Source organism: Mesorhizobium sp. WSM4832 (assembly GCF_055811115.1).
Genome location: NZ_JBVVQH010000021.1, coordinates 1 through 25,039, shown reverse-complemented (window position 1 = coordinate 25,039; position 25,039 = coordinate 1). Strand labels below are relative to the sequence as shown.

At 64.2% G+C, this 25,039-nt stretch carries 20 protein-coding genes and 2 pseudogenes; 17 read left to right on the top strand and 5 right to left on the bottom strand.

Features of this window, described 5'->3' with window-relative positions:
- The first annotated feature begins 88 nt into the window (after positions 1–88).
- Both mgrA and AC0L2L_RS25580 read left to right on the top strand, forming a co-directional pair.
- On the top strand, positions 89–1,135 hold the full coding sequence (gene mgrA, locus AC0L2L_RS25585) for an L-glyceraldehyde 3-phosphate reductase (RefSeq protein ID WP_473582245.1): 1,047 nt from the start codon (positions 89–91) through the stop codon (positions 1,133–1,135).
- A gap of 155 nt (positions 1,136–1,290) precedes the next feature.
- Entirely contained in the window at positions 1,291–1,695 is a 405-nt protein-coding gene (locus tag AC0L2L_RS25580; RefSeq protein WP_027165401.1) for a Fur family transcriptional regulator, read from the top strand.
- 204 nt (positions 1,696–1,899) lie between these two features.
- Here AC0L2L_RS25580 and polA read toward each other — a convergent pair whose 3' ends face one another.
- Positions 1,900–4,863, bottom strand: coding sequence for a DNA polymerase I (gene polA, locus AC0L2L_RS25575; RefSeq protein WP_473582243.1), 2,964 nt, complete (start codon positions 4,861–4,863; stop codon positions 1,900–1,902).
- Between the two features lie 540 nt (positions 4,864–5,403).
- On the opposite strand from polA, the gene AC0L2L_RS25570 reads away from it, so the two are divergent.
- From AC0L2L_RS25570 to AC0L2L_RS25540, 7 genes and pseudogenes are all read left to right on the top strand, one after another.
- Positions 5,404–6,789, top strand: a complete 1,386-nt coding sequence (locus AC0L2L_RS25570) for a M20/M25/M40 family metallo-hydrolase (RefSeq protein WP_473582241.1) — start codon at positions 5,404–5,406, stop codon at positions 6,787–6,789.
- Positions 6,790–6,934: 145 nt separating this feature from the next.
- Positions 6,935–7,555 carry a ribonuclease D gene (locus tag AC0L2L_RS25565; RefSeq protein ID WP_473582240.1) on the top strand — a complete coding sequence of 207 codons (621 nt, stop codon included), beginning with the start codon at positions 6,935–6,937 and terminating at the stop codon, positions 7,553–7,555.
- 72 nt (positions 7,556–7,627) lie between these two features.
- Positions 7,628–7,831 carry a hypothetical protein gene (locus AC0L2L_RS25560; RefSeq protein ID WP_473582238.1) on the top strand — a complete coding sequence of 68 codons (204 nt, stop codon included), beginning with the start codon at positions 7,628–7,630 and terminating at the stop codon, positions 7,829–7,831.
- 60 nt (positions 7,832–7,891) lie between these two features.
- The gene (locus AC0L2L_RS25555) at positions 7,892–8,038 is read left to right on the top strand and encodes a hypothetical protein (protein WP_473582237.1); all 147 of its coding nucleotides are present in this window, start codon (positions 7,892–7,894) and stop codon (positions 8,036–8,038) included.
- 50 nt (positions 8,039–8,088) lie between these two features.
- Positions 8,089–10,055: pseudogene (locus AC0L2L_RS25550) on the top strand (acyltransferase family protein).
- 150 nt (positions 10,056–10,205) lie between these two features.
- Complete coding sequence (locus AC0L2L_RS25545) at positions 10,206–12,470, top strand: transglycosylase domain-containing protein (protein WP_473582235.1); 2,265 nt, start codon at positions 10,206–10,208, stop codon at positions 12,468–12,470.
- A gap of 159 nt (positions 12,471–12,629) precedes the next feature.
- Positions 12,630–13,379 (top strand): SDR family NAD(P)-dependent oxidoreductase, encoded by a 750-nt coding sequence (locus tag AC0L2L_RS25540; RefSeq protein ID WP_027165393.1) that lies wholly within the window; start codon positions 12,630–12,632, stop codon positions 13,377–13,379.
- Positions 13,380–13,492: 113 nt separating this feature from the next.
- Here the strand turns inward: AC0L2L_RS25540 and AC0L2L_RS25535 are convergent, their stop codons facing one another.
- On the bottom strand, positions 13,493–14,410 hold the full coding sequence (locus AC0L2L_RS25535) for a zinc-binding dehydrogenase (protein WP_473582233.1): 918 nt from the start codon (positions 14,408–14,410) through the stop codon (positions 13,493–13,495).
- Positions 14,411–14,545: 135 nt separating this feature from the next.
- Here AC0L2L_RS25535 and AC0L2L_RS25530 point away from each other — a divergent pair.
- Positions 14,546–15,350, top strand: a pseudogene (locus AC0L2L_RS25530) (AraC family transcriptional regulator).
- A gap of 6 nt (positions 15,351–15,356) precedes the next feature.
- Here AC0L2L_RS25530 and ybaL read toward each other — a convergent pair.
- Both ybaL and AC0L2L_RS25520 read right to left on the bottom strand, forming a co-directional pair.
- Positions 15,357–17,156 carry a YbaL family putative K(+) efflux transporter gene (gene ybaL / locus AC0L2L_RS25525; RefSeq protein ID WP_473582231.1) on the bottom strand — a complete coding sequence of 600 codons (1,800 nt, stop codon included), beginning with the start codon at positions 17,154–17,156 and terminating at the stop codon, positions 15,357–15,359.
- 208 nt (positions 17,157–17,364) lie between these two features.
- A complete protein-coding gene (locus AC0L2L_RS25520) occupies positions 17,365–17,805 on the bottom strand; it encodes a baeRF12 domain-containing protein (protein WP_473582230.1) in 441 nt (146 codons plus the stop codon).
- Between the two features lie 414 nt (positions 17,806–18,219).
- On the opposite strand from AC0L2L_RS25520, the gene cysG reads away from it, so the two are divergent.
- From cysG to AC0L2L_RS25490, 6 genes are all read left to right on the top strand, one after another.
- A complete protein-coding gene (gene cysG, locus AC0L2L_RS25515; protein WP_473582229.1) occupies positions 18,220–19,668 on the top strand; it encodes a siroheme synthase CysG in 1,449 nt (482 codons plus the stop codon).
- On the top strand, positions 19,665–19,970 hold the full coding sequence (locus AC0L2L_RS25510; RefSeq protein ID WP_473582228.1) for a DUF2849 domain-containing protein: 306 nt from the start codon (positions 19,665–19,667) through the stop codon (positions 19,968–19,970). The genes cysG and AC0L2L_RS25510 overlap by 4 nt, the downstream gene beginning before the upstream one ends.
- 40 nt (positions 19,971–20,010) lie before the next feature.
- Entirely contained in the window at positions 20,011–21,681 is a 1,671-nt protein-coding gene (locus AC0L2L_RS25505) for a nitrite/sulfite reductase (RefSeq protein WP_473582227.1), read from the top strand.
- Complete coding sequence (locus AC0L2L_RS25500) at positions 21,656–22,420, top strand: phosphoadenylyl-sulfate reductase (protein WP_473582225.1); 765 nt, start codon at positions 21,656–21,658, stop codon at positions 22,418–22,420. Before AC0L2L_RS25505 ends, AC0L2L_RS25500 begins: the two co-directional genes overlap by 26 nt.
- Positions 22,421–22,510: 90 nt before the next feature.
- Entirely contained in the window at positions 22,511–23,044 is a 534-nt protein-coding gene (locus AC0L2L_RS25495) for a DUF934 domain-containing protein (protein WP_473582223.1), read from the top strand.
- Between the two features lie 109 nt (positions 23,045–23,153).
- Positions 23,154–23,774 (top strand): DJ-1/PfpI family protein, encoded by a 621-nt coding sequence (locus AC0L2L_RS25490; RefSeq protein ID WP_473582221.1) that lies wholly within the window; start codon positions 23,154–23,156, stop codon positions 23,772–23,774.
- 160 nt (positions 23,775–23,934) lie between these two features.
- Here the strand turns inward: AC0L2L_RS25490 and AC0L2L_RS25485 are convergent, their stop codons facing one another.
- Entirely contained in the window at positions 23,935–24,165 is a 231-nt protein-coding gene (locus tag AC0L2L_RS25485) for a hypothetical protein (protein ID WP_473582219.1), read from the bottom strand.
- A gap of 217 nt (positions 24,166–24,382) precedes the next feature.
- Here AC0L2L_RS25485 and grpE point away from each other — a divergent pair, with 217 nt between their 5' ends.
- Positions 24,383–25,015, top strand: a complete 633-nt coding sequence (gene grpE / locus AC0L2L_RS25480) for a nucleotide exchange factor GrpE (protein WP_473582217.1) — start codon at positions 24,383–24,385, stop codon at positions 25,013–25,015.
- Positions 25,016–25,039 lie beyond the last annotated feature (24 nt).

Genomic DNA, 25,039 nt, shown 5'->3' with positions numbered 1-25,039 from the left:
AGCATGATGTCGACCGAAAACCGCTCCACACTTTTCGGCATCATGCTCTAACGACGATCGCTGCGCCGCTCCGATCCCGAGGATTCCCATGCCCTATGTCGCCGCCGAGAACCGCTACGAGAAGATGATCTACAACCGCAGCGGAACGTCCGGCCTGAAGCTGCCGGCGATCTCGCTCGGGCTGTGGCACAATTTCGGCAACGACACGCCGCACCGGATCAAGCAGGCGATCGTGCGCAAGGCTTTCGACCTCGGCATCACGCATTTCGACCTCGCCAACAATTACGGTCCGCCGCCCGGCTCGGCCGAGACCGCTTTCGGCGAGATCATGCGCACCGATTTTGCCGGCTACCGCGACGAGATCATCATCTCGACCAAGGCGGGCTACGAGATGTGGGCCGGCCCCTATGGCGAATGGGGCAGCCGCAAATACATGTTGGCAAGCCTCGACCAGAGCCTGAAGCGCATGGGGCTCGATTATGTCGACATCTTCTATTCCCACCGCTTCGATCCCGAGACGCCGCTGGAAGAGACGATGGGCGCGCTCGACCACGCCGTGCGCTCCGGCAAGGCGCTCTATGCCGGCATTTCTTCCTACAATTCGCAGCGTACGCGCGAGGCCGCCGATATATTGAGGCGGCTCGGCACGCCCTGCCTTATCCACCAGCCGAGTTATTCGATGCTCAACCGCTGGGTCGAGGAAGACGGCCTGCTCGACACGCTGGAGGGGCTGGGCATCGGCTCGATCGTGTTCTCGCCGCTGGCGCAAGGCATGCTGACCGACAAGTATCTCGGCGGTATTCCCGAAGGCAGCCGAGCCAGCCAGGGCAAGTCGCTGAGGCCAGCCTTCATCAACGACCAGTCGATCGCCAACATCAAGGCGCTCAACGCCATCGCCGGCCGCCGCGGGCAGACGCTGGCGCAGATGGCGCTGGCCTGGGTGCTGCGCAAGGGCAGGGTGACCACGGCGCTGATCGGCGCCAGCCGGCCGGAACAGGTCGAGGATTGCGTCGGCGCGCTCAAGGCGCTCGAGTTCAGCGACGCCGAACTCGCCGAGATCGACAGCTACGCACGCGAGTCCGACATCAACCTGTGGGCGGCTTCCGCCGAGCGCCGGGGGCCGCCGCGCAAGTAGCGATTGGCGGCGCGGCACGAACGGTGCTCAGGCGCGCGCGAAGGGCGGAGCGGAAACAGTGGCAAAAGCGTTCATTCGTCGCTATCTCACTGACTTGAGATCGTTCGCATGTGCAAACCACCGCATGCGAACTGCGCCATGAATGGACCGGCAACATGACGGCAAGGGATACGCTGACCAAGAACCAGCTCTGCGTGCTCGAGAAGCTCGAGGCGTCCAGCGGGCCGCTCAGCGCCTATACGCTGCTCGACCAACTGCGCGAGCGCGGTTTTCGCGCGCCATTGCAGGTCTATCGCGCGCTGGACACGCTGGTGAAGTCCGGCTTCGTGCATCGGCTCGAAAGCCTCAACTCCTTCGTCGCCTGCGCCGAGCCCCACGACCACAGCCACTCGATGACGGCCTTTGCCATTTGCGACAATTGCGGCCAGGTGACCGAGATGTCCGACCATGATGTCGACCATCGCCTGGACGAGTGGGTGCGCTCGACGGGATTCGCGGCCAAGAAGGCGGTGATCGAGTTTCGGGGTGTATGCGCGAAGTGCCGGGCCGAGGCGGCTTAGCCCTGGCGTCGTCATCCTAGGGTGTAGCAGTCGCGAAGCGACGTCGCGAAAACCTAGGATCCATGCCGTTACCTTGGTCGTAGAGTGCAGCGGAGCAGAATTCTGAACCGTTGCAACGGTTTAGCGTCACGGCATGGATCCTCGGGTCTGCGCCGCGTCGCTACGCTCCTTGCTCCGCCCGTGGATGACGAATGTGCGCTCACATCAGTGCGCCTCGTCCCAATTGTTTGCCGCCCGCGCGTCGACATGCAGCGGCACCGACATCGAGACCGCCGGCATCGGGGCGTTTTCCATCACGCGGCGCACGACGGGAATCGTCGCCTCGACCTCCGCTTCCACCGTTTCGAAGATCAACTCGTCATGCACCTGCAACAGCATGCGAGCGGACAGCTTCGCCTTGTCCAGCGCCTCTTCCATATGCACCATGGCGCGGCGGATGATGTCGGCCGCGGTGCCTTGCAGCCTGGCGTTGATCGAGGCGCGCTCGTTGAAGGCGCGGACCGACGGGTTGGAGGCCCTTATCTCCGGATAGTGGATGCGGCGGCCGAAGATGGTTTCGACGAAGCCGTGCTCGCGCGCGTAGGCCTTGGTTTCCTCGATATAGTCGCGGATGCCCGGGAAGCGCTCGAAATAGCGCTTGATGTAGGCGCTGGCCTCGTCGCGCGGGATCGAGAGCTGGTTGGCGAGGCCGAAGGCCGAGATGCCGTAGATGATGCCGAAATTGATCGCCTTGGCGCGCCGGCGCACCTCCGAAGGCATGCCCTCGACCGGCACGTTGAACATTTCCGACGCGGTGATGGCATGGATGTCGGCGCCGTCGGCGAAAGCCTGCTTGAGCTGCGGGATCTCGGCGACATGGGCCAGCACGCGCAGCTCGATCTGGCTGTAGTCGGCCGAGACCAGCTTGTGGCCCTTTTCGGCGATGAAGGCGGTCCTGATCTTGCGGCCCTCGGCCGTGCGCACCGGGATGTTCTGCAGGTTGGGATCGGAAGACGACAGCCGTCCGGTCGTGGTCGCGGCGAGCGCGTATGAGGTATGGACGCGGTTGGTGCCGGGGTTGATGAAGCCGGGCAGCGCGTCGGTGTAGGTCGATTTCAGCTTGGTGAGCTGACGCCAGTCGACGATCTTGCGCGGCAGCTCGTGACCTTCGGCGGCGAGATCTTCCAAAAGCTGCGCCGACGTCGACCATTGGCCGGTCTTGGTCTTCGAACCGCCCGGCAGCCCCATCTTGCCGAACAGGATGTCGCCGAGCTGTTTCGGCGAGCCGATGTTGATGCGCTCGCCGACGATCCCGTAGATCTCCTCCTCGACGCGGGCGGCGCCCTGCGCCAATTCGCCCGACAGCCGCGACAGGATCTGGCGATCGACCGAGATGCCGCGCTGCTCCATGCGGGCAAGCACCGGCACCAGCGGCCTTTCAAGCCGCTCGTAGACGGAAACGAGGCCCTTGGCGGCGAGCCTCGGCTTCAGCACCTGCCAGAGCCGCAGCGTGATGTCGGCCTGCTCGCCGGCATAGGCGGTCGCGCGCTCGATATCGACCTGGTCGAAACCGACGGCGTTCCTGCCCGAGCCGGCAAGCTCCTTCTTCGATGCCGGCGCATGGCCCAGCCACTTCTCCGACAGCGAGACAAGGTCGTGGCCACCCGACGTGCCTGCATCGAGCACATAGGAGATCAGCATCGTGTCGTCGAACGGGGCAACCTCGATGCCGTGCCGGCTCAGCACGACGATGTCGTATTTCGTGTCCTGCACGATCTTGAGGACCGACCGGTCCTCGAGCAACGGCTTGAGCAGCGCCAGCACCTCGCGGACCGGGATCTGGTCCGCCACCGGGCCGCCGCCAAGCAGGTCGCCATTGCCGCTCTTGTGGACGAGCGGCACATAGACGGCGCGGCCGGGTGCGACTGCCATGGAAAATCCGATCAGGTCGGCCTGCATCGGGTCGGACGAGGTGGTCTCGGCGTCCAGCGCAAGAATGCCGGCTTCGCGGGCTTCGGCAATCCAGGCTTTGAGCGCCGCCACATTGCGAATGGCGGCATAGCCCGAAGGGTCGATCTTGCGCGCCGCCGCCTGTTCCAGGCGCAGGGCGGAGAGCAGGGAAGGGGTGTCGCCTTGTGGCGGCGTGTCCTCGCCGCTGACCGGCGCAGCCGGTTTTGCGGCGCCGTTCGGTTCGGCAGTCGGCCTCGGCGCCGATGGCGCGCCGGCGCCGACATCGGGGCCATGCGCGGTATCGGCGCGCTCGATGGCGACGGCGGTCGCCTGGACGTCGCCAATGTCGGTTCCGGTCGCCTCGGCGACGCGGCGGGTCAAGGTGGTGAATTCCATCGTTTTGAGGAAGCCAATGAGCTTCGGCCCGTCCGGCGCATGCAGGACGAGGTCGTCCAACCCGTCCTTCAGCGGCACGTCGTTCTTCAGCGTCACCAGCTCGCGCGAGATGCGCGCCTTGTCCGCATTGGCGATGATGGTCTCGCGCCGCTTGTCCTGCTTGATCTCACCGGCGCGCGCGAGCAGCCCGTCGAGGTCGCCGAACTGCTCCAGAAGCTGCGCCGCGGTCTTGGGGCCGATGCCGGGCACGCCGGGCACGTTGTCGACCGAGTCGCCGGTCAGCGCCTGCAGGTCGATCATCTTTTCCGGCGGCACGCCCCATTTCTCGACCACCTGGGGAATGCCGATGTGGCGATCTTTCATCGGGTCGTACATGCTGACCATGGCGCCGACCAGCTGCATCAGGTCCTTGTCGGAAGAGACGATGGTGGTGTCGGCGCCGACTTCGCTGGCCAACCGGCTATAGGTGGCGATGATGTCGTCGGCCTCAAATCCTTCCGTCTCGATGCAAGGAACATTGAAAGCCGCGGTCGCCTGGCGGATCAGACCGAATTGCGGGATGAGGTCTTCCGGTGGCGCCGAGCGGTTGGCCTTGTATTCGGGATAGAGCTCGTTGCGGAAGGTTTTCGAGGAATAGTCGAAGATGACGGCGAAATGCGTCGGCGCGATGCCGACATCGGTGTTGCGGGCATCCTGCATCAGCTTCCACACCATGTTGCAGAAGCCGAGCACGGCGCTGGTCGGCAGGCCGTCCGACTTGCGGCTGAGTGGCGGCAGCGCGTGGTAGGCGCGGAAAATGTAGCCGGAGCCGTCGACGAGGAAGAGGTGATCGCCTTTTTTCATGCCGGCAGGGATAGCGCGGCCAAGCTTCGCGGTCCATGCCAAAGGCTGCGCAAACCACCGGTTCCGGCAACACCCCTGACAGACACTGTCTCGGGCAAATCGCGCCGCTCACGGGCATGTTACAAAAGTGTAATCTTCGTGCCCTTGAATCGCCACGTTCACAGACCCAAATACCGAGTATCGGCAATTTTCCGCCGAAGTCCGGAGTAAGGCCCGTCCCCCGCCTATCCCGGGCAAACTGCGGCAGCCTATCCCCCTCTCCGGGCTGCCGCATCATTTCGAGTAAAGACCGCCGTGGTTCCCCCTCCACCACGGCGGTTTTCTTTTGTCCTGCAGTCAGCGTGTCGCCTGCGCCGAAGTCCGTGGTCCAACGATCGTGACTTCCCGTTTTCCGCTCGTCCCTTTAAAGCGCATCGCGATCTCTCAGATTCGCTCTATGCGCTTGAGGGTTCTGATTTTACGCATGTCTTTATCCCGAAACCGGTTCCCACTTTCGGGAGACATGCTTTAGGCTCGGGCGAGAATCGAAAGGCTGAAAAAATGTCCAGAATTTCCCCCGTCCTCGATCGTCTCGACCAGAATCTCGACCAGAGCCTGGAGCGGCTTTTCGGCCTGCTCGGCATCAAGTCTATTTCCACCGATCCCGCCTTTGCCGCCGATTGCCGCAAAGGGGCCGAATGGCTGGTCGCCGAGCTCAAGCTGATCGGCTTCGACGCCAGCATCCGGGACACGCCCGGACATCCGATGGTGGTGGCGCATCACGAGGGACCGGCGGGCACGCCTCATGTGCTGTTCTACGGCCACTACGACGTGCAGCCGGTCGACCCGATCGAGCTGTGGGAAAACGACCCGTTCGCGCCGTCGATCAAGGAGATCGAGCCCGGCCGCAAGGTGATCACCGGCCGCGGCTCGGCCGACGACAAGGGGCAGTTGATGACCTTCGTCGAGGCCTGCCGGGCGTGGAAACAGGTGCACGGCAATCTGCCGTGCCGCATCACCATCCTGTTCGAAGGCGAGGAGGAATCCGGCTCGCCTTCGCTCAAGCCCTTCCTGGAAGCGAACGCCGCCGAGCTGAAGGCGGATTTCGCTTTGGTCTGCGACACCAGCATGTGGAACCGCGAGACGCCGTCGATCTGCGTTTCGCTGCGCGGCATGGTCGGCGAGGAGGTCACCGTCAAGGCCGCCAACCGCGACCTGCATTCGGGCCTCTATGGCGGCGCGGCCGCCAATCCGATCCGCATCCTGGCCAAGGTTCTGGCCGACATCCACGACAAGGACGGCCGCGTCACCATTCCGGGCTTTTATGACGGCGTCGAGGAGACGCCTTCGCAGGTGCTGAAGTCCTGGGAGGGGCTCGGCGAGACGGCCGAGACCTTCCTCGGACCGGTCGGCCTCTCCATTCCGGCCGGCGAAAAGGGCCGCTCGCTGCTCGAGCTCACCTGGGCGCGGCCGACGGCAGAATTCAACGGCATCATCGGCGGCTACACCGGCAAGGGTTTCAAGACGGTGATCGCGGCGGAAGCGTCGGCGAAAGTATCGTTCCGGCTCGTTCACAAGCAGGATCCGAAGAAGATCCGTGCCGCCTTCCAGGCCTTCGTGCGCGAACGCATCCCAAGCGACTGCTCGGTCGAATTCCACCCGCATGGCGGCTCGCCGGCGATCCAGCTTTCCTACGACTCGCCGTTCCTGACCAAGGCCAAGGATGCGCTGTCCGACGAATGGGAGAAGCAGGCGGTTACCACGGGCGGCGGCGGCTCGATCCCCGTGGTCGGCGATTTCCAGACCTATCTCGGCATGGAATCGCTGCTGGTCGGCTTCGGCCTCGACGACGACCGCATTCATTCGCCGAACGAGAAATACGAGCTCTCTTCCTTCCACAAGGGGCAGCGGTCGTGGGCGCGTATTCTCGATGCGCTGACCCGCTGACGCGAACGCACGGAAGGCGTGAAAATCAACTTTCTGTTGATTTTTTTCCGGATCGCGGCAAGGACGGGCTTTCTAGCGCAATGTGCGGCGTCCTTTGCGATCCCAAAAGATGCTCGGCGCCGCAGGCCGTGATCCGGAGAAGAGAATGACCGATATCCGTTTCCACAAGAACGATCTCCCGGACCTGTCCCGCTACGATGTCGGCGCGGTGGCCATCGACACGGAAACGCTGGGCTTGAACCCGCACCGCGACCGGCTTTGCGTGGTTCAGATCTCGCCAGGCGACGGCAGCGCCGACGTCATCCAGATCGCACCGGGCCAGAAGGAGGCGCCAAACCTCGTCAGCCTTCTCAGGAACGACGCCGTGATGAAGTTGTTTCACTACGGCCGTTTCGACATTGCTGTCCTTTATAACGCTTTCGGCGTCATGGCCGAGCCGGTGTTCTGCACCAAGATCGCGTCGCGGCTGACGCGCACCTACACCGACCGGCATGGGCTGAAGGATCTGTGCAACGAGTTGCTCGGCATCGGCCTGTCCAAGGCGCAGCAATCCTCGGACTGGGCGGCGGAGACGCTCTCGCCCGAACAACTCGAATATGCCGCCTCCGACGTGCTTTACCTGCACCGGCTGCGCGAGGTGCTGGCCGCGCGGCTGGCGCGCGAAAACCGTATCAAGGAGGCCGACGCCTGCTTCCGTTTCCTGCCGACCCGCGCCAAGCTCGACCTGATGGGCTGGGCTGAGGAAGACATCTTCGCGCATAGCTGACGGAACCCGGCGCGTTCTTGCCGGTTCATGGAGGGGCCGGTTCACGGAGGGCCGGTTCACGGAGGGAATGAGATGGCAGAGCGCAAATCGATAGAAAGCGCGCCGAAGGACGGCTCGAAGGTCAGCATCCTGTGGAAGGACGGCAACGGCGTCGTCAACGAATCCATCGGCCAGTATCGCGACGGCGGCTGGTGGGTCTATACCGACAGCGATACGCAAAAGAAGGTCGATCCGACGAGCTGGCGTCCCGCATCCGATGACGATGACGACCGGTAGCGATCCGCTGCCTGGTCGTTTCAAAGCGGGCGTGAGACTCGGCCGCAACAAGGGGGCGCAATGAAGCAGAACACGCTCTATCTCATCATCGGGGCGCTGATCGTGGTTGTCATCGCGCTCGGCATCTACGTCTATCGCGAGCAGACGAGACCGAAAGGCGTCGAGCTCAAGATCGACGACAAGGGTATTTCGATCCAGCAGAATTGAGCACGGTGGCCGGCCGGGACAGGCTGGCGCTGTGAGGGGCTAGACTCGCTTTGCGAGACGATACTGCGTCGGGGGGATTTCGGCCGGAGATACAGGGACTGCGCGGGCTCGCCGTGGCCTTTGTGGTGATCTTCCACATCTGGCCGGCAGCGCTTCCCGGCGGTTATGTCGGCGTCGATATCTTCTTCGTCATCTCCGGCTTCCTCATCACCGGCCTGCTCACCCGTATGGCGCTCAGCGATGGCGGCATCTCGCTTGTCGGCTTTTACAGCCGCCGGGTCAGGCGGTTGCTGCCGGCGGCGATCGCCGCGCTCTTGGTCACGCTCGCGGGAACGCTGCTGTTCGTGTCGGACGCATGGTGGGAAGAAACCGCCAAACAGGTGATGGCGAGCGCGCTCTACGTGCAGAACTGGCGGCTTGCCGAGCAGGCCGTGGATTATCTCGGCGCCGAGGACGCGCCGAGCCCCGTGCAGCACTTCTGGTCGCTGTCGATCGAGGAGCAGTTCTACATCGTCTGGCCGGTGCTGATGATCGGGGCGCTTTGGTGGGCCAGGCGTCGCGGGTATTCACCGATCCAGACGCTCATTACCGTGCTCGGCTTGGTCTTGGCTGGTTCGCTCGCGGCTTCCGTCGCTCTCACCCGATCCGATCCGGCATGGGCCTATTTCGTCACCCACACTCGGATGTGGGAATTGGCCCTTGGCGGGCTCCTGGCGCTGACCCTCGACTGGTTCCAGCCGGACCGGCGTGTGCGGACAGCGATGGCTATCGCCGGCTTGTTGGCGGTATTTGCATCGGCGATCCTGTTTTCAAGGTCGACCGACTTCCCAGGCTTCAATGCGCTGCTGCCGACGCTCGGCGCGACCCTGATCATTGCGGCCGGCGGTATACGCATCGGTCGCTTCCGCGGCCTGGATACGACCGTGCTGCGCTATATCGGGGACCGCTCCTATTCGATCTATCTGTGGCATTGGCCGCTGATCATATTCTATGTGGCGCAGCGAGGCGCGATCGGCCTGGTCGATGGTCTTCTGCTGATCATCGCCACCCTGCTCGTTTCCGGTCTTTCCTATCGCTTCGTCGAACAGCCCTATCGCCATTCGCGTTCATCCATGGAATGGCGGCCGCTGATCGACGGCACGGTGGCGGTGGGGCTGTGCGTGGCTGCGGCCGGCGGGCTCGTCTACGCGATCGACCGGCAGCCCATCGACATCGGCCTGATCGGAACGATGAATTATCCGGGGCCTGCCGCCTTGCTGGCGAACGCTGCCGTACCCGGCGGCATCAAACCACTACCTCCCCTCAGCAAGATCGGCGCCGACGTGCCTGTCATCTACCGGATGAAATGTCATCAGGAGCAGAAGGGGACCGACGCGACCGGTTGCCTGCTCGGGGACCCGGCGGGCACGAGGACCATTGTCGTGATGGGCGACTCCCATGCGGCGCAATGGATACCGGCAGTCGACAAAATCGCCAAAGACAGGAAGTGGAAGCTCGTCACCTTCACCAAGGCGGCATGCCCGGTAACCCGGTTGCCATCCTTGACGACGGCAAGCCGTATGAGCAATGCGCGATATGGCGGGAGAGGGTTCTCGCCGAAATCGCGAAGTTGAAGCCCGATTTCGCGATCACCAGCCAGAGCAACTACGCCAGCGTTACGCAGGATGCGATGATCGAGGGGTTGCGCAGCGTCTGGAACGAGCTGGCCGGACAGGGCGTGCGCGTCGTCGCGATCCGCAACACGCCCTTCAGCCTGTTCGATCCACGCAATTGCCTCGGAACCGATCCCGGCAAATGCGTCAATCCACGCAGCGAGGTCGAGCGCGAAAACATCTACGCGCTCGCCGCCCGGTCCGTAGCGGGGGTGACAATGGTCGACATGAACGACGCGCTATGCGGCAAGGACAGCTGCTCCGCGGTGGTCGGCAACATCGTCGTCCTGCGCGACAATCATCATCTTACGGCCACCTATGCGTTGGCCCTCGCACCCTATCTCGCCAAGGCCGCGGGCCTTTGAGCCGTCGCCAGCCGCCGCCAACCTAGCGGATTCAGAAAATCGTAAGGAATTTCAAAAGGCTGCATAAACCCTGCTTTAACGCGCCTTTAAACCGCCGCATCTACTCTGCACCCGAACGCCATCGGCACCGGGGCAGGCAAGCAAGAGCGCATGGCGAACCGCAGAGACAGTCGCATCGAACCGAGCTTCGAGGGCTCGCCGCGGGCGAAATCCTCCGATGGCTTTTCGGTGAGCGAGGAGGATCGCGTCGTGCCGCGTGCCCGTAAATCCGCTGCAAAAGGCAAGTCCGCCAAGGCGAAATCACGCGGTCGTGGCCGCGATCGCAACCGGCGGGGGCTGCTCGGCGTTGCCACCCGTCTGGTCTACTGGTGCTTCGTGCTGTGCATCTGGGGCGGCATCGCGGCGGCCGGCATCGTTGTCTATTACGGCGCCAAGATGCCGGCGGCCACCACATGGTCGATCCCGGACCGCGCGCCCAACATCAAGATCGTCTCGGTCGATGGCGGGCTGATCGCCAATCGCGGCATGTCGGGCGGCGAGGCCGTCGGCCTGCATGAAATGTCGCCCTATATCCCGGAAGCCGTCGTGGCCATCGAGGACCGCCGCTTTTATTCGCATTTCGGCATCGATCCGATCGGCCTGTCGCGCGCTATGGTCACCAACCTCATCGGCCGACATTTCTCGCAGGGCGGCTCGACGCTGACCCAGCAGCTGGCGAAGAACCTGTTCCTGACGCCGGACCGCACGCTGGAGCGCAAGGTGCAGGAAGTGCTCCTGGCGCTGTGGCTGGAGCATAAGCACAGCAAGGACCAGATCCTCGAAATGTACCTCAACCGGGTTTATTTCGGTTCGGGCGCCTATGGCGTGGAGGCGGCTTCGCGGCGCTATTTCGGCAAGAGCTCGCGCGACGTGACCCTGTCGGAGGCTGCGCTTCTGGCGGGCCTGCTCAAGGCGCCGTCCAAGCTTTCGCCGGCGCGCGACCCGAAGGCGGCCGAGGAACGCGCGCAGCTCGTGCTCGCGGCCATGCGCGGGGAAGGCAAGATCAGCGACAAGGAATACAAGGTGGCGCTGAGCGCGCCGGCGACGCGCGCGCCGTCCTACTGGACCGGTTCCGAAAACTATGTCGCCGACACGGTCATGGAGGAACTGCCCGATCTCATCGGCGATGTGCGCGGCGACATCGTCATCGACACTACCGTGGACCTGAACCTGCAAAAGCTTGCCGAACAGTCGATCCGCCGGCTGGTCGACGAGAGCGGCAAGAAGCTCAACGTCACGCAAGGGGCGCTGGTGTCGATCGACGATTCCGGCGCGGTGCGCGCCATGGTCGGCGGCTACGACTATTCGACCAGCCAGTTCGACCGCGCTTCGGAAGCGCGCCGGCAGCCGGGCTCGGCCTTCAAGCCCTTCGTCTACATGGCGGCGCTCGAAGCCGGCCGCACGCCGGACAGCGTGCGCAACGACGCGCCGATCAAAATAGGCAAATGGACGCCCGACAATTACGGCGGCAAGTATTACGGCAAGGTCACGTTGGCGACGGCCCTGGCCAAGTCGCTCAACTCGGTGGCGGCGCAGCTCACCATGGAGGTCGGGCCCGACGCCGTAGTGGAAGCAGCGCACCGCATGGGCATCCAGTCCGACCTGCAGTCCAACACCTCGATCGCGCTTGGCACTTCGGAAGTGACGCCGCTGGAATTGACCTCGGCCTATGTGCCTTTCGCCAATGGCGGCTACAAGCCGGATATCCACTTCATCCAGCGCATCACCACCGCCAGCGGCAAGGTGCTCTACGAGAACAGTGGCGGCGGCGCGCCGCGCGTCGTCAAGGCGGACATCGTCGGCATGATGAACTCGATGATGACCGGCACCGTCGAGGTCGGCACTGCCAGGAAGGCGGCGTTCAACTGGCCCTCGGCCGGCAAGACCGGCACCAGCCAGAACTCGCGCGACGCCTGGTTTGTCGGCTACACCGCCAATCTCACCACGGGCGTGTGGTTCGGCAATGACGACGGCAGCCCGATGAAGAAGGTCACCGGCGGCGCGTTGCCGGCGCAGGCCTGGCACGAATTCATGGTCGCCGCGCATGAAGGCGTGCCGGTCAGGCCGCTGCCCGGCACCTGGAAGTCGACGCCATCCGATACGATCGTGCCGGACGAGATCCCGTCGGCGGACGCCTCGCAGCCGCCGCCCGCGCCGCCGGCCGCCGTTGGCCAGTCACAGCCTGTCGCCCAGGCGCCGGCGCCGCGCCAGGTGCGGGCCACACAACCGGCCGAAACGGTCGATGCCGGCGGCTTTGGCATGCCTAGCGACAGCGGGGAAACCGGCTCGATCAAGCATCCGGTGCCGCCCGGCAATGTCGGCGGCCCGACGAAAAAGCGACAGACCTCTATCCTCGATATCCTCGGCGGCGGCTGAAGCCCATTCCGACGGGATCGGAATGGTTTCAGCTTCTTTTTTGACCATGATCTTTTCCGGAAACCGGAACCCACTTTCCGGGATCATGGTTGCGGCGGCAACTTCACCTCTCGTAATGGCAAGCGCCTTCGGCTACATGTCCGGCCGGAGACCAAGCCCATGGCCGAAACCGACAGCAGAAAAACCATTGTGCTCACCGGCGCCAGCCGTGGCATCGGCCATGCCACGGTGAAGCGCTTTTCGCGCGAAGGCTGGCGCGTCATCACGTGCTCGCGCCAGGCTTTCGCCGAGGACTGCCCGTGGCCGGCCGGACCGGAGGACCACATCAAGGTCGACCTCGCCGACCAGGAGGATGTCGGGATTGCCGTTTCGGAAATCCGCCATCGGCTGGAGGCGCATGGCGGGCAATTGCACGCGCTGGTCAACAATGCCGGCATTTCGCCAAAGCTCAGGACCGGCAGCCGCATGGATTCGATCGAGACGCCGATGCATGTCTGGCGCGACGTGTTCCAGGTCAATTTCTTCGCGCCGATCATGCTGGCAAGGGGGCTGTTCAAGGAACTCGCCGCCGCCAAGGGTTCGATCGTCAACGTCACCTCGATCGCCGGCACGCGTGTGCATCCCTTCGCCGGCACGGCCTATGCGACGTCGAAGGCAGCGCTGGGCTCGCTGACGCGCGAGATGGCGCATGACTTCGGGCCGCACGGCATCCGCGTCAACGCGATCGCGCCGGGCGAGATCGACACCGCGATCCTGTCGCCCGGCACCGACAAGATCGTCGAGACGATCCCGCTGCGGCGACTCGGCGCCACTTCGGAAGTCGCCGACATCATCTTCTTCCTGTGTTCCGGCCAGGCGTCCTACGTGACCGGCTCGGAAATCCACATCAATGGCGGCCAGCACGTATGAGCGGCTAAAGCGCGTTGCGCTGAAGGGGATTCAGGGCGACGCGCTTTAGCTCTTTGTTTGTGCATGTCGTTGTCCCAAAACCGCTGCGCACGTTTGGGCGACATGCATTAGCTTCAGGCCATTGTGAGAACAGCCTTGCCGCTGAAGCTGCGCTGCCGCAGCGCGTCCAGGGCTTGGCCGATGTCCGTCCATGGCATGGTCAAGGCGACGCGGGTTTCCAGCCGGCCGGCCGCGACCAAGCCAAGCAGCCGGGCGATGTCGGCGCCGATGGCTGAGCCGGACGTGTAATAGGCGAAGGTCTGCAGCCTCGCGCCTTCGTGACCCGGAACGAATTGACGGAATCCGATCGGCGTGAGCTCGCCGCTGCTCGAACCGAACATGACGATGGTCCCGCCGGGCGCGACCCGTTCGATCGCCTCAGCGAGGCTTTTGCCGCCGACCGACTCAGTGATCAGCGAAAACGGCCCCTCGGCCAGTTCGATCGACTCGACGACCTGGCCGGCGCCCAGATTGCGAAGATCATCGTGGTGCCGGGCTGAAGCGATCGCCGTCACCGAAGCGCGCTGCTCGCGGGCGATCTGGATCTGGAAGCGGCCGACCGCGCCGCTCGCGCCGGTGATCAGGACCCGCTGGCCGGCCAGGTCTCCGCCATGACGCAAGGTTCTCAGCGCCGTCGTGCCCGCCACCGGAAGCGTGGCGGCGGAGGCGAAGCTGACTCCGTCGGGTATTGCGGCAAGGCGGTCGGTCGGAACGGCGATACGTTCGGCCCAGCCGGCCTGGTCGACCAAAGCCGCAACACGGGCGCCTGCTGCCGGGCCGGAACCATCGGCTGCCGCGCGTTCGACAATGCCGACGATGTCCTGGCCGGGTACGAAGCCATCCGGACGGATGGCGAGCAGGCGCAGTTCGCCGCGGTTCAGCGATGTTGCGTGAACCGAGACAAGCGCCTCGTTGGCCATGGGTCGAGGTTCCTGGAACTCGGCGAGCCTCAGACCGGCGGCGCTATCGGGAGATGTGACCAGGGCGAGCATGAATCGTACCTCTTGTTGCTTGCGCAGCCGGCAACGCGATCGACTGGCGCCGCCATTGCGCAAGCCGGAGACTATCGACTTCCCGGATCGAAGAATTTAACTATCATGGCATTCAATAGCTAAAAGAAGTCAATCATGAGACAACCGCTCCGCTGGCCCTGGCTGGACTTCGATGTCGATGACGGCCGCTCCGGCGATCGCCGTTGGCGTCGACGTGACCGAGGCCAGGGCAGAAGTGCCCGAGCACTGGCATCGCAAAGCGCAGCTCGTCTTCGCGCTCGGCGGCGGCGTCACCTGCCGCGTTCCGAGCGGGCTTTGGATGGTGCCGCCGCATTGCGGCGTGTGGATTCCCGGCGGCATGCAACACAGCAACGTCGCGACGGCCAATGCCCGGATTTTCTTCGTCTATATCGAGCCGGGCGCTGCCGACCTGCCGGACCGATGCTGCACGCTTTCGATCTCGCCGCTGTTGCGCGAGCTGATCATCGAACTTTCGGACTGCGCACCGGGCGATGCAAGGTGCGAGTTCCTGGGAAAGGTCCTGCTCGCCGAGCTGCCGCTCATGCCTGTTCAGCAATTGCACCTGCCGCTTTCGGCCGAGCCGCGGCTAAGGCGGATCGCCGAGGCGCTGGCCGACGATCCCGCCGATCGCAGCACCCTGGCGGAATGGGCAGACCGTGTCGCGCTCAGCGAGAGCAGCCTGGCGCGTCTTGTCGTGAGAGAGACCGGCTTAAGCTTCGGGCGCTGGCGCCAGCAACTGCACCTGATCGTCGCGCTTAGGGAACTGTCCGCCGGTGCCAGCGTGCAGCAAGTCTCGGGCGATCTCGGCTATGAATCCGTCACCGCCTTCATCACCATGTTCAAAAAAGCGCTGGGCAAGCCGCCGGCAAGATATCTCAGCGATATCGCGCAAAACGGCGGTTCGGCGTTCGTCGCCTGACAAACATCAGGCGGGCTGCGGATTGATCTCCATGGCAGGACCGGCCGGATCGGCGGTCTTGCCGGTCACCACCTCGACGATGCCGCGGGCGATCTCGCGCTCGCCCATGATCACGGTATCCGCCCCCAGGCCTTTCAGGTGGTCGACCTCGGCGTCGGAATGGGCGCGCGCAATGACATTGATCCCCGGATTGGCCGCGCGGGCCCTGAGCACAACCTGTCCCGCCTCGAAGGCGTTGGGGATGGCGAGGATCAGCCGCTTCGCGCCTTCCGGATTCGCGGCCGAGAAGACGTCCGCATTGGCGGCGTTGCCGGCGACGGTTTCCACGCCGTCGGCCTTCAGCTTCGCCAGCGTCTTGTCGGCATCCTCGATGACCAGGAAGGGCAGGGCGGCTTCCTTCAGCGCGGCACCCACGAGGCTGCCGACCCGGCCATAACCGATCAGGATGGAATGGCCGGCAAGCGCCGTCTTTGGCGGCGGGCCGTCTTCCTTTCCCGGAACGGCATGGACCGACGCGACCTGGCCGGGCTCGGTCGCCGGGCCGATAGGCCTTGCCTCTTCGACCGGCATTGCCTTGCCGGCGCGCTTTTCCAGCCACGGCTTCATCCAGTCGACGATCAGGAACATCAGCGGATTGAGCAGGATCGACAGGATGGCGCCCGCGAGGATCAGGTCGCGGCCCTGCTCGGGCAGCAGTTTCAGGCCGACGCCAAGCTCGGCCAGGATGAAGGAGAATTCGCCAATCTGGGCAAGGCTCGCCGAAATCATCAGCGCCGTCGCGATCGGATAACGGAAGGTGACGACGATGATGAAAGCCGCGATCGACTTGCCGATGACGATGATGGCCAGCGTCGCGAGGATCGGCCAACCATTGCTGATCAGGCTAAACGGGTCGAACAGCATACCGACCGAGACGAAGAACAGTACCGAGAAGGCGTCGCGCAGCGGCAGCGATTCCTCCGCCGCACGGTGGCTGAGCTCGGACTCGCTCATGATCATGCCGGCGAAGAAGGCGCCCAGCGCCAGCGAGACGCCGAACAGCTTTGCCGCGCCGAAGGCGACGCCGAGCGCGATGGCGAGCACCGCCAGCCGGAACAGTTCCCGAGAGCCTGTGTGGGCGACGTAATGCAGGATCCACGGAATGACCCTGCGGCCGACCACCAGCATGACGACGACGAAGGCGGCGACTTTGGCGAGCGTGATGCCGACCACGCCCCATATGCCGTAGCTGGCTGGCAGCGAGAGCAGGCTCGCATGGTCATCGACCTGCGGCTGGCCGCCGAGCACGCCGGCGAGCGCAGGCAAAAGCACCAGCGCCAGCACCATGGCGAGATCCTCGACGATCAGCCAGCCGACGGCGATGCGGCCGCGTTCGGTCTCGATCAGCCGCCGCTCCTGCAAGGCGCGCAAAAGCACCACGGTCGAGGCGACCGAAAGCGCCAGGCCGAAGACCAGGCCGGCGCCCAGCGACCAGCCGAGCAACCAGGCAAGCCCGACGCCCAGCAGCGTCGCAAAGCCGATCTGGACGATGGCGCCCGGCACGGCGATGGCGCGGACGGACAGAAGGTCCTTCAGCGAAAAATGCAGGCCGACGCCAAACATCAGCAGGATGACGCCGATTTCCGCGAGCTCATTGGCAAGGCCGGCGTCGGCGACGAAGCCCGGCGTGTTCGGGCCGACAAGCACGCCGGCGACAAGATAACCGACAAGCGGCGGGATGCGGAAGCGGTTGGCCAAGGCTCCGAAGACGAAAGCCAGCCCCAGACCGGCGACGATGGTGGCGATAAGGGGCGTGTCATGCGGCATTGTCTATGGAGCGCCTTTCCAAAACGGGATGTCGGATGGGCGCCCGCCGAGGCTGTCGCCTTCGGCAATATGGTGGAGGGGGCGGCGATGATGCAACCGCTGTCGTGCAGAAATCGACGCTGCCGGTAGCGCGCAACGGAGAATCGGCGCCCGCCCCGCCAAGGGGATGGCCGCGAGACACGATCCGGCCAAGGACGCGGTTTGTCGCTTACGCCGTCTGCAGCAGGTTCTCGATATCCGAAATCGTGTGGTTGGTGAGCGTCTTGGGGATTTCGGCCTGCACTTTCTCGCCGACCTCCTTGTGCAGTTTCTGGCGCATCTCGCCAAGAACCTGCGGCGGCGCGATCAGCACGACCGCGTCGAACTCGCCGCGATGCGCGAGCTTGTAGAGCCGGTCGGCAATGTCGACAGCGAAACGTTCCTTGTTCAGGCGATGCCAATCGGTCTCCTCGATGGCGCTGCGAGGTCCCTCGTTGCCGTAACGGCCCGGCTTGTCGGTGCCTTGCTCGCGCGTGGCAGGGTTGTCCTGCTCCATCTCATGCACCACTTCCAAATTCGGGAACTTGTTGCCGCCCTGGTTGCGCAGGAAGAGCGCCTTTTCGCCATCGGCCACGACAACCCACAGTCCGTGTTTCAGCTTGATGCCCATGGCGTTCCTCCTTGCTTGCCCGGCTGTCGATCGAGGCTCGATCGACAGAATAGATCGGTAGCCCAACGTGCCGCGAAGCGTGATTGTTCCAGATAACGGCAAAGGGCCACCTGCCCTGCGCGCAGGCTCATTGATCGGTGATTTAACCGGAGGCGGCTTTAATCTACTAACTTAGTAGAATTTAGAAAAAACTATTTTGCTCCCTGTCGGGCATTGCGCTAAAAATTACGACGGATCAACGTGCTTACACGGGGCGCCCGGGCGGCCTTCGCCACAAAATAGAATTTTTTTCTCCTGCCCTTCGCAGTTGCGAAAAAGCGATTGCCTGCCCCCGAGGGATGCGCGAGTGCTTGCCTTCTGGTTTTCGGCGCGCCCGCGTAAAACTGCCAAACTGTTTCAATATTGCTTATCGTCATGTCGCCAGCCAACGCCAAGCTCAATGCCTTTCCCGTCTTCATGCGGGTCGACGGCGAAGCCGTGGCCATCGTGGGCAATGGCGAGGAAGCGCTTGCCAAGGCACGGCTGCTTTCGCAATCGAGCGCGGTGCTGCGCATCGTGGCCGACAATGCCAGCGGCGGCGTGCTGGATTTCATCGCATCGACCGGCGCCGTTCATATCAAGACCCCCTACGAGGCCGCACATCTCCAAGGTTCGGCGCTCGTGTTCGCAGCTAGCGCCGATGAGGCACTCGACCGCCGCGTCGTCGAGGATGCGCGCCGGCTCGGCATCCCGGTCAATGCAGTGGACCGTCCGGAACTCTGCGATTTCTTCACGCCGGCGCTGGTCAACCGGGCGCCAGTCGCCATCGCGATCGGCACCGAAGGGGCCGGACCGATCCTGGCGCAGATGCTGCGCGGGCGTATCGACCGCATGTTGTCACCCTCGCTCGGCCGGCTGGCAGCCCTTGCCGCGTCCTTCCGCGCCGCCGCCGAGACGCTGCCGAGGGGCAATCGCCGCCGGCGGTTCTGGAGCGATTTCTTCGCCGGTGCTCCAGCCAAGGCAATCGAAGCCGGGGAATTCGCCGAGGCGCACGGTGCTGCGCTCGATCTTCTGAATGCCAATGCACCGGCCGAGGGCCACATCGCGCTGGTCGGCGCCGGTCCGGGCGCCGAGGATCTTTTGACGCTGCGCGCGCATCGCCTGCTGATGGAAGCCGATGCCATCGTCTACGACGCGCTGGTGCCGGAGGCGATCGTCGCCATGGGCCGCCGCGATGCCGAGCGCCTGCCGGTCGGCAAGCGCAAGGGTTGCCATACCAAGAGCCAGGAAGAGATCAACGCACTGCTCATCGAGCTTGGCCGCGCCGGCAAGCGCGTGGTGAGGCTCAAGTCCGGCGATCCGCTGGTGTTTGGCCGCGCCGGCGAGGAAATGGCCGCACTGCGCGAGGCAGGGATCGCCTATGAGGTGGTTCCAGGCGTCACCGCCGCCTTCGCCGCCGCCGCCGATTTCGAACTGCCGCTGACGCTGCGCGGTGTTTCGTCCTCGATGGTGTTCACCACCGGCCACGACCTCAAGGGCAACTCGCTGCCCGACTGGGCCAAGCTCGCCATCTCGGGCGCGACCGTCGCCGTCTATATGGGCCGTTCGGTCGCTGCCGAAGTCGCCGGCCGGCTGATCGAAGCGGGGCTGTCGCCGGACACCGCGGTCGCCGTCGTCGAGAATGCTAGCCTCGTCAGCCGCCGCCGTTTCCACGGCACGCTTGCCGACCTGCCGTCGCTGGAGGAGCGCGCCGACCTCACCGGACCGGTGATGACCATCATCGGCGACGCGGTCGCCGGCGCAAACTTCGAACAATCCGAGCCGCTCGCGGCAGGTAAGCATGAGGGCGCGGCTTCAGCCGTCGCCGAAGGAGTTGAGCAATGAAGGTTCTGACCGCGAACAGGCTCTCCGACGGCATCGCCGTCTGGTGCGCCGATGGCGGGTGGGCGGAAACGGTCGGCCATGCCGACATTGCCCATGACAAGGCGGCGGAGGACCGGCTGGAAGCGATCGGTGCCGCGGCCGGCGCCAACAACGAGGTGGTCGACGTCAACCTGATCGACGTCACAGTGGTCGATGGTTTGGTCGAACCGGTGCGGTTGCGCGAGAAGATCCGCGCCGCGGGTCCGACCATCCGCACCGACATCGGCAAGCAGGCGAACCCGCAACCCGCCCGGGCGGCATAGAACACAGGAAAACGGGCGGACGCGCCCGGAAAGACCAAGCATGTACCGTTACGACGAGTTCGACCAAGACTTCGTTCACGCCCGTGTCGCTGAGTTCAGCGACCAGGTGCAACGCCGGCTTGCCGGCGAGATCACCGAGGACCAGTTCCGGCCGCTCCGGCTGATGAACGGCGTCTATCTGCAGCTGCACGCCTATATGCTGCGCATCGCGGTGCCCTACGGCACGCTGAACAGCCGGCAATTGCGCATGCTCGGCCATATCGCGCGCAAATACGACAAGGGCTACGGCCATTTCACCACGCGCCAGAACATCCAGTTCAACTGGCCGGCGCTGTCCGACATTCCCGCGATCCTGGCCGATCTCGCCAGCGTCGAGATGCACGCCATCCAGACCAGCGGCAACTGCATCCGCAACGTCACCGCCGACCATTTCGCGGGCGCCGCCGCCGACGAGGTCGCCGATCCGCGCCCCTATGCGGAAATCCTGCGCCAGTGGTCGTCGGTGCATCCGGAGTTCTCGTACCTGCCGCGCAAGTTCAAGATCGCCGTGACGGGTGCCGAGCGCGACCGCGCCGCCATCCAGACGCACGATATCGGCCTGCATCTGAAGAAGAACGCGGCGGGCGAGCTGGGCTTCGCCGTCTATGTCGGCGGCGGCCAGGGCCGTACGCCGATGGTGGCGAAAAAGATCCGCGACTTCCTGCCGGAAGCGGACCTCCTGTCCTACTGCACGGCGATCCTGCGCGTGTACAACCTCTATGGCCGCCGCGACAACAAGTTCAAGGCGCGCATCAAGATCCTGGTCCATGAGACCGGCGTCGAGGAGATCACGCGCCAGGTCGAAGCCGAGTGGCAGGAACTGAAGGACGCCGAGCTGAAGCTGCCGGAAGCCGACATCCAGGCGATCAATGCCTATTTCGCGCCGCCGGCACTGCCCGACCGGCCGGAAGGCGATACGGCGGTGAAGCAGGCGCGGCTCGATTCCAAAAGCTTCTCGGAATGGCTGGACCAGAACGTGGTGACCCATCGCCATCCCGACTATGCGGCGGTGACGATCTCGCTCAAGGGCATCGGCGAGGTGCCCGGCGACGCCTCCGACAGCCAGATGGAAGCGGTCGCCGACATCGCCGAGAAATACGCCTTCGACGAGCTGCGCGTCAGCCATGAGCAGAACCTGATCCTGCCGCATGTGGCGCGCGCCGACCTCAAGGCGGTCTACGACGCGCTGGTTGAGATCGGGCTGGCGACGGCCAATTCCAACCTGATCAGCGACATCATCTCTTGCCCGGGCCTCGACTATTGCGCGCTGGCCACGGCGCGCTCCATCCCCGTGGCGCAGGAAATCTCGCGCCGTTTCGCTTCGCTGGAGCGGCAACGCGAGATCGGCGAATTGAAGCTCAAGATCTCAGGCTGCATCAATGCCTGCGGCCACCATCATGTCGGCCATATCGGTATCCTCGGCGTCGAGAAGAAGGGCACCGAGCTCTACCAGGTGACGCTTGGCGGCTCAGCCGACGAGAACACGTCCGTGGGCGAGATCATCGGCCGCGGCTTCTCCTCGGAAGAGATCACCGATGCCATCGAGCAGATCGTCGATACCTATCTCGGCCTTCGGCTCAATCCCGATGAACGTTTTATCGACGCCTACCGCCGTGTCGGTCCCGCGCCGTTCAAGGAGGCGCTCTATGCTGGCGAAACCAAGGCCGCTTGACCGTATTGACGACGTCGAAGCCGGCGTTGCCGCCGAAGCGGCGGGGCTCGACGCGTTGCTCGGCCATCTGAAGCCGATCGAGATCATAGAACGCGCGGCGCGCGAGACCTTCCGCGGCGAGGTTGCCGCCGTATCGTCCTTCGGCGCGGACTCGGCGGTGCTCTTGCACATGATTTCGGAGATCGACCGCTCGCTGCCGGTTATCTTCCTCGATACCGGCAAGCATTTCGAGGAAACGCTGGGCTACCGCGACGCGCTGGTGGCCGATTTCGGCCTGACGGACGTCAGGGTGATCAAGCCGGAGGAAGCGGCGCTCGAACGCGTCGATCCGACCGGCAGACTGCACGAAACCAACACCGACGCCTGCTGCAACGTGCGCAAGGTCGAGCCGCTGGCACGCGGCGTCGAGCCGTTCCGCGCCTGGTTCACCGGGCGCAAGCGCTTCCAGGCTTCGACGCGCCAGTCACTGCCGGTCTTCGAGGCGGTCGGCTCGCGCATCCGCATCAATCCGCTGGCGCATTGGACGACATCGGACCAGGCCGCCTACATGCGCGGGCATGCGCTGCGCGAAAATCCGCTGGTCGCCTATGGCTATCTGTCGATCGGCTGTTTCCCCTGCACGCAGCCGGTGCAGCCCGGCGAGGATGCACGCAGCGGCCGCTGGGCAGGGCACGCCAAGACCGAGTGCGGCATCCATCTCTCCGACCTGGAGAAGTCGCTGACCGACGCCTCGCTTTAGGGTATATCGCTATTCGCGTGATGCCGGCAAGCGACGGCTGCTGGCCGCCTGCCGGCTCGCTTGGGCTCTTTGGAACTTTTAGGAATCTTGATGACTGGATCGACGACAGCGGGGACCCGCCTTTGGACCCTGGACGGTTTTCGCGAGGATGAGTGGATCCACGCCGAAGGCGCCGAGGCGCTTGCCGGCAATGGCCGTTTCATCCTGCCGCTGCAGGCCTTTCTCGGGCTCGATGAAGAGGTCCGCAAGTCGGCGCGCGAGCGCATCGGCGTGCTGCTGCAGCCCGGCGACGAGCTCGACAAGATAACCGGCCTGTTGGATCAGCTGTCGCTGGTGGCGCTCGCCTTTCCGGCTTTCAATGATGGCCGTTCTTTTTCCAAGGGTGAATTGCTGCGGGCCCGGCATAATTTCAAGGGTGCGGTGCGGGCCACCGGCCAGGTGCTGGTCGACCAGCTGCCGCATATGCTGCGGCTTGGCTTCGACGAGTTCGAGGTCTCCAATCCGGTGCTGTTGAAGCGCCTGGAGGAAGGCCGCACCGGCGGCCTGCCGGTCTATTACCAGCCGGCCGTGGAGCCGGAGCCCAAGGGTCCGAAATATTCCTGGCGGCGTAAGCGCCCCGGCTGACAAGCTCGGAACGCGCTCGTTTGCACTTCCCCTCCCGCCGTCCTGCCCTTAGGATCGGGGCTATTATTTTGGGTCCGGAATAAATAGCCAGCTAAGGGAGGAAATCGGCATGGCAGGCAAGAAAATACTGATGCTCGTTGGCGAGTTCAGCGAGGAATACGAGATTTTCGTCTTTGAGCAGGCCATGCACGCGGTCGGCCACACAGTCCATGTGGTGTGTCCCGACAAGAAAGCGGGCGATGTGCTGAAGACCTCGTTGCACGACTTCGAGGGTCACCAGACCTATACCGAAAAGCCCGGCCACGATTACATCCTCAACAAGACCTTCGCCGAAGTGAATCCGGCCGACTACGACGCGGTCTACGCGGCGGGCGGGCGCGGGCCGGAATATATCCGCATCGACAAGCGAGTGCAGGCGCTGGTCAGGCACTTCCATGAGACCGGCAAGCCGATCTTCACCATCTGCCACGGCGTGCAGATCCTGATCGCGGTCGACGGGGTGGTGCGCGGCAAGGAAGTCGCGGCGCTGCATTATTGCGAGCCGGAAGTGACGCTTGCCGGAGGCATCTATATCGATGTCGCTCCGACAGGAGCGCATGTCGACGGCAATCTGGTGTCAGCCAAGGGCTGGCCGGGCCTTGCCGCCTTCATGCGGGAATGCCTGAAGGTGCTCGGCACCGAGATCCGCCATGGCGAAGCGCTGATGCGCGACGACAGGAAGGCGGCTTAAAGCGCGTCGTGCGGAAACGGATTCAGGCGCTTCTGGGCGACATGCATGAGGCCTTTAGAGCGGTTCACCGTTTCACGGAAACGACGAAACCGCTCGATCTCCTGATTCTGACGCAATTTCCGGACGAAAAGTTACGGCGAAGTCGCCGAACCCGACCGCTTCACGCTTTTCCTGGATTGCTCTTAAACCGCGGCGTGCGGCGCCTGCCGCTCGCAGTCTTCGTCTCGGCGCCCTCCAGGCGGTCAAGCAGGTCGCGCAACTGCTTGGGCACCTCTTTTTCCAGGCGAAATGCCGGCAAGGTGCGCAGCAAGCGCTTCGTCGCTTCGCTGCCCGCCTGCCGCCTGATATCGTTGGCGAGGTCGGCGCGCCTGTTGCCGTTGTTGCCGGTCATCGTCCCAAAATCCTGTGTCGGCTTCGAAACTCCTGCAGCCCGTCCATGGTTCCCGCACGAGCGCTCAAGTGCAAGCAAAGCTGCCCGGTACGGTAAAATTTGAATTAACTTGAAACGATAGTCTTGCATCGACCACCAGCGCTTACCCCTTGATTTTTGGCCTCCAAACCTCGATATCGGGCGCAAATCCAGACCAATCCGAATGACGGGAAACGCGATGAGCGACCAGACAAAAGACGAACGCACGCCCGAAGATATGGAAGCAACCGAGGCGTCCGCGGAGCGTACGGAAGGTGGCGTCGACGGCGACTACGAAGCGCTTGTGCGGCTGCTGAAGGAAAACGAGGAATTGAAGGACCGCGCGCTGCGCGTCGCGGCCGAAATGGAGAATTTACGGCGGCGTACCGCGCGCGACGTGCAGGACGCCCGTGCCTATGCTGTCGCCAATTTCGCACGCGACATGCTGTCGGTGTCCGACAATCTGCGCCGTGCGCTGGACGCGATCCCGGCCGATGCGAAGACAAGCGGCGACGCCGGCTTCAAATCGCTGATCGAAGGTGTCGACCTTACCGAGCGCGCCATGCTTGCCGCGCTGGAGCGTCACGGCGTGAAGAAACTCGCGCCAGAAGGCGAGAAGTTCGATCCGAATTTCCACCAGGCGATGTACGAGGTGCCAAATCCGGAGGTTCCGGCCGGCACCGTCGTCCAGGTAGTGCAGCCGGGCTATTCGATCGGCGAGCGCGTGCTGCGGCCGGCGATGGTCGGTGTCGCCAAGGGTGGTCCGAAGGCGGCCGCAGAGGCGAAGGTCGAGCCGGGCCCGGTGAACGAGCAGGCCGAGAAGGATGCGTAGTTAGGGGAGGGGTAGGGGAGTAGG

What these genes read in the sequence shown, in the direction of transcription:
- AC0L2L_RS25495 (WP_473582223.1), top strand. Translation starts at nt 22,511, where the DNA reads ATGACTGGATCGACGACAGCGGGGACCCGCCTTTGGACCCTGGACGGT.
- AC0L2L_RS25490 (WP_473582221.1), top strand. Translation starts at nt 23,154, where the DNA reads ATGGCAGGCAAGAAAATACTGATGCTCGTTGGCGAGTTCAGCGAGGAA.
- AC0L2L_RS25500 (WP_473582225.1), top strand. Translation starts at nt 21,656, where the DNA reads ATGCTGGCGAAACCAAGGCCGCTTGACCGTATTGACGACGTCGAAGCC.
- mgrA (WP_473582245.1), top strand. Translation starts at nt 89, where the DNA reads ATGCCCTATGTCGCCGCCGAGAACCGCTACGAGAAGATGATCTACAAC.
- AC0L2L_RS25520 (WP_473582230.1), bottom strand. Translation starts at nt 17,805, where the DNA reads ATGGGCATCAAGCTGAAACACGGACTGTGGGTTGTCGTGGCCGATGGC.
- AC0L2L_RS25565 (WP_473582240.1), top strand. Translation starts at nt 6,935, where the DNA reads ATGACCGATATCCGTTTCCACAAGAACGATCTCCCGGACCTGTCCCGC.
- AC0L2L_RS25545 (WP_473582235.1), top strand. Translation starts at nt 10,206, where the DNA reads ATGGCGAACCGCAGAGACAGTCGCATCGAACCGAGCTTCGAGGGCTCG.
- AC0L2L_RS25510 (WP_473582228.1), top strand. Translation starts at nt 19,665, where the DNA reads ATGAAGGTTCTGACCGCGAACAGGCTCTCCGACGGCATCGCCGTCTGG.
- AC0L2L_RS25570 (WP_473582241.1), top strand. Translation starts at nt 5,404, where the DNA reads ATGTCCAGAATTTCCCCCGTCCTCGATCGTCTCGACCAGAATCTCGAC.
- AC0L2L_RS25485 (WP_473582219.1), bottom strand. Translation starts at nt 24,165, where the DNA reads ATGACCGGCAACAACGGCAACAGGCGCGCCGACCTCGCCAACGATATC.
- cysG (WP_473582229.1), top strand. Translation starts at nt 18,220, where the DNA reads ATGTCGCCAGCCAACGCCAAGCTCAATGCCTTTCCCGTCTTCATGCGG.
- AC0L2L_RS25580 (WP_027165401.1), top strand. Translation starts at nt 1,291, where the DNA reads ATGACGGCAAGGGATACGCTGACCAAGAACCAGCTCTGCGTGCTCGAG.
- AC0L2L_RS25540 (WP_027165393.1), top strand. Translation starts at nt 12,630, where the DNA reads ATGGCCGAAACCGACAGCAGAAAAACCATTGTGCTCACCGGCGCCAGC.
- grpE (WP_473582217.1), top strand. Translation starts at nt 24,383, where the DNA reads ATGAGCGACCAGACAAAAGACGAACGCACGCCCGAAGATATGGAAGCA.
- AC0L2L_RS25560 (WP_473582238.1), top strand. Translation starts at nt 7,628, where the DNA reads ATGGCAGAGCGCAAATCGATAGAAAGCGCGCCGAAGGACGGCTCGAAG.
- AC0L2L_RS25505 (WP_473582227.1), top strand. Translation starts at nt 20,011, where the DNA reads ATGTACCGTTACGACGAGTTCGACCAAGACTTCGTTCACGCCCGTGTC.
- ybaL (WP_473582231.1), bottom strand. Translation starts at nt 17,156, where the DNA reads ATGCCGCATGACACGCCCCTTATCGCCACCATCGTCGCCGGTCTGGGG.
- AC0L2L_RS25555 (WP_473582237.1), top strand. Translation starts at nt 7,892, where the DNA reads ATGAAGCAGAACACGCTCTATCTCATCATCGGGGCGCTGATCGTGGTT.
- AC0L2L_RS25535 (WP_473582233.1), bottom strand. Translation starts at nt 14,410, where the DNA reads ATGCTCGCCCTGGTCACATCTCCCGATAGCGCCGCCGGTCTGAGGCTC.
- polA (WP_473582243.1), bottom strand. Translation starts at nt 4,863, where the DNA reads ATGAAAAAAGGCGATCACCTCTTCCTCGTCGACGGCTCCGGCTACATT.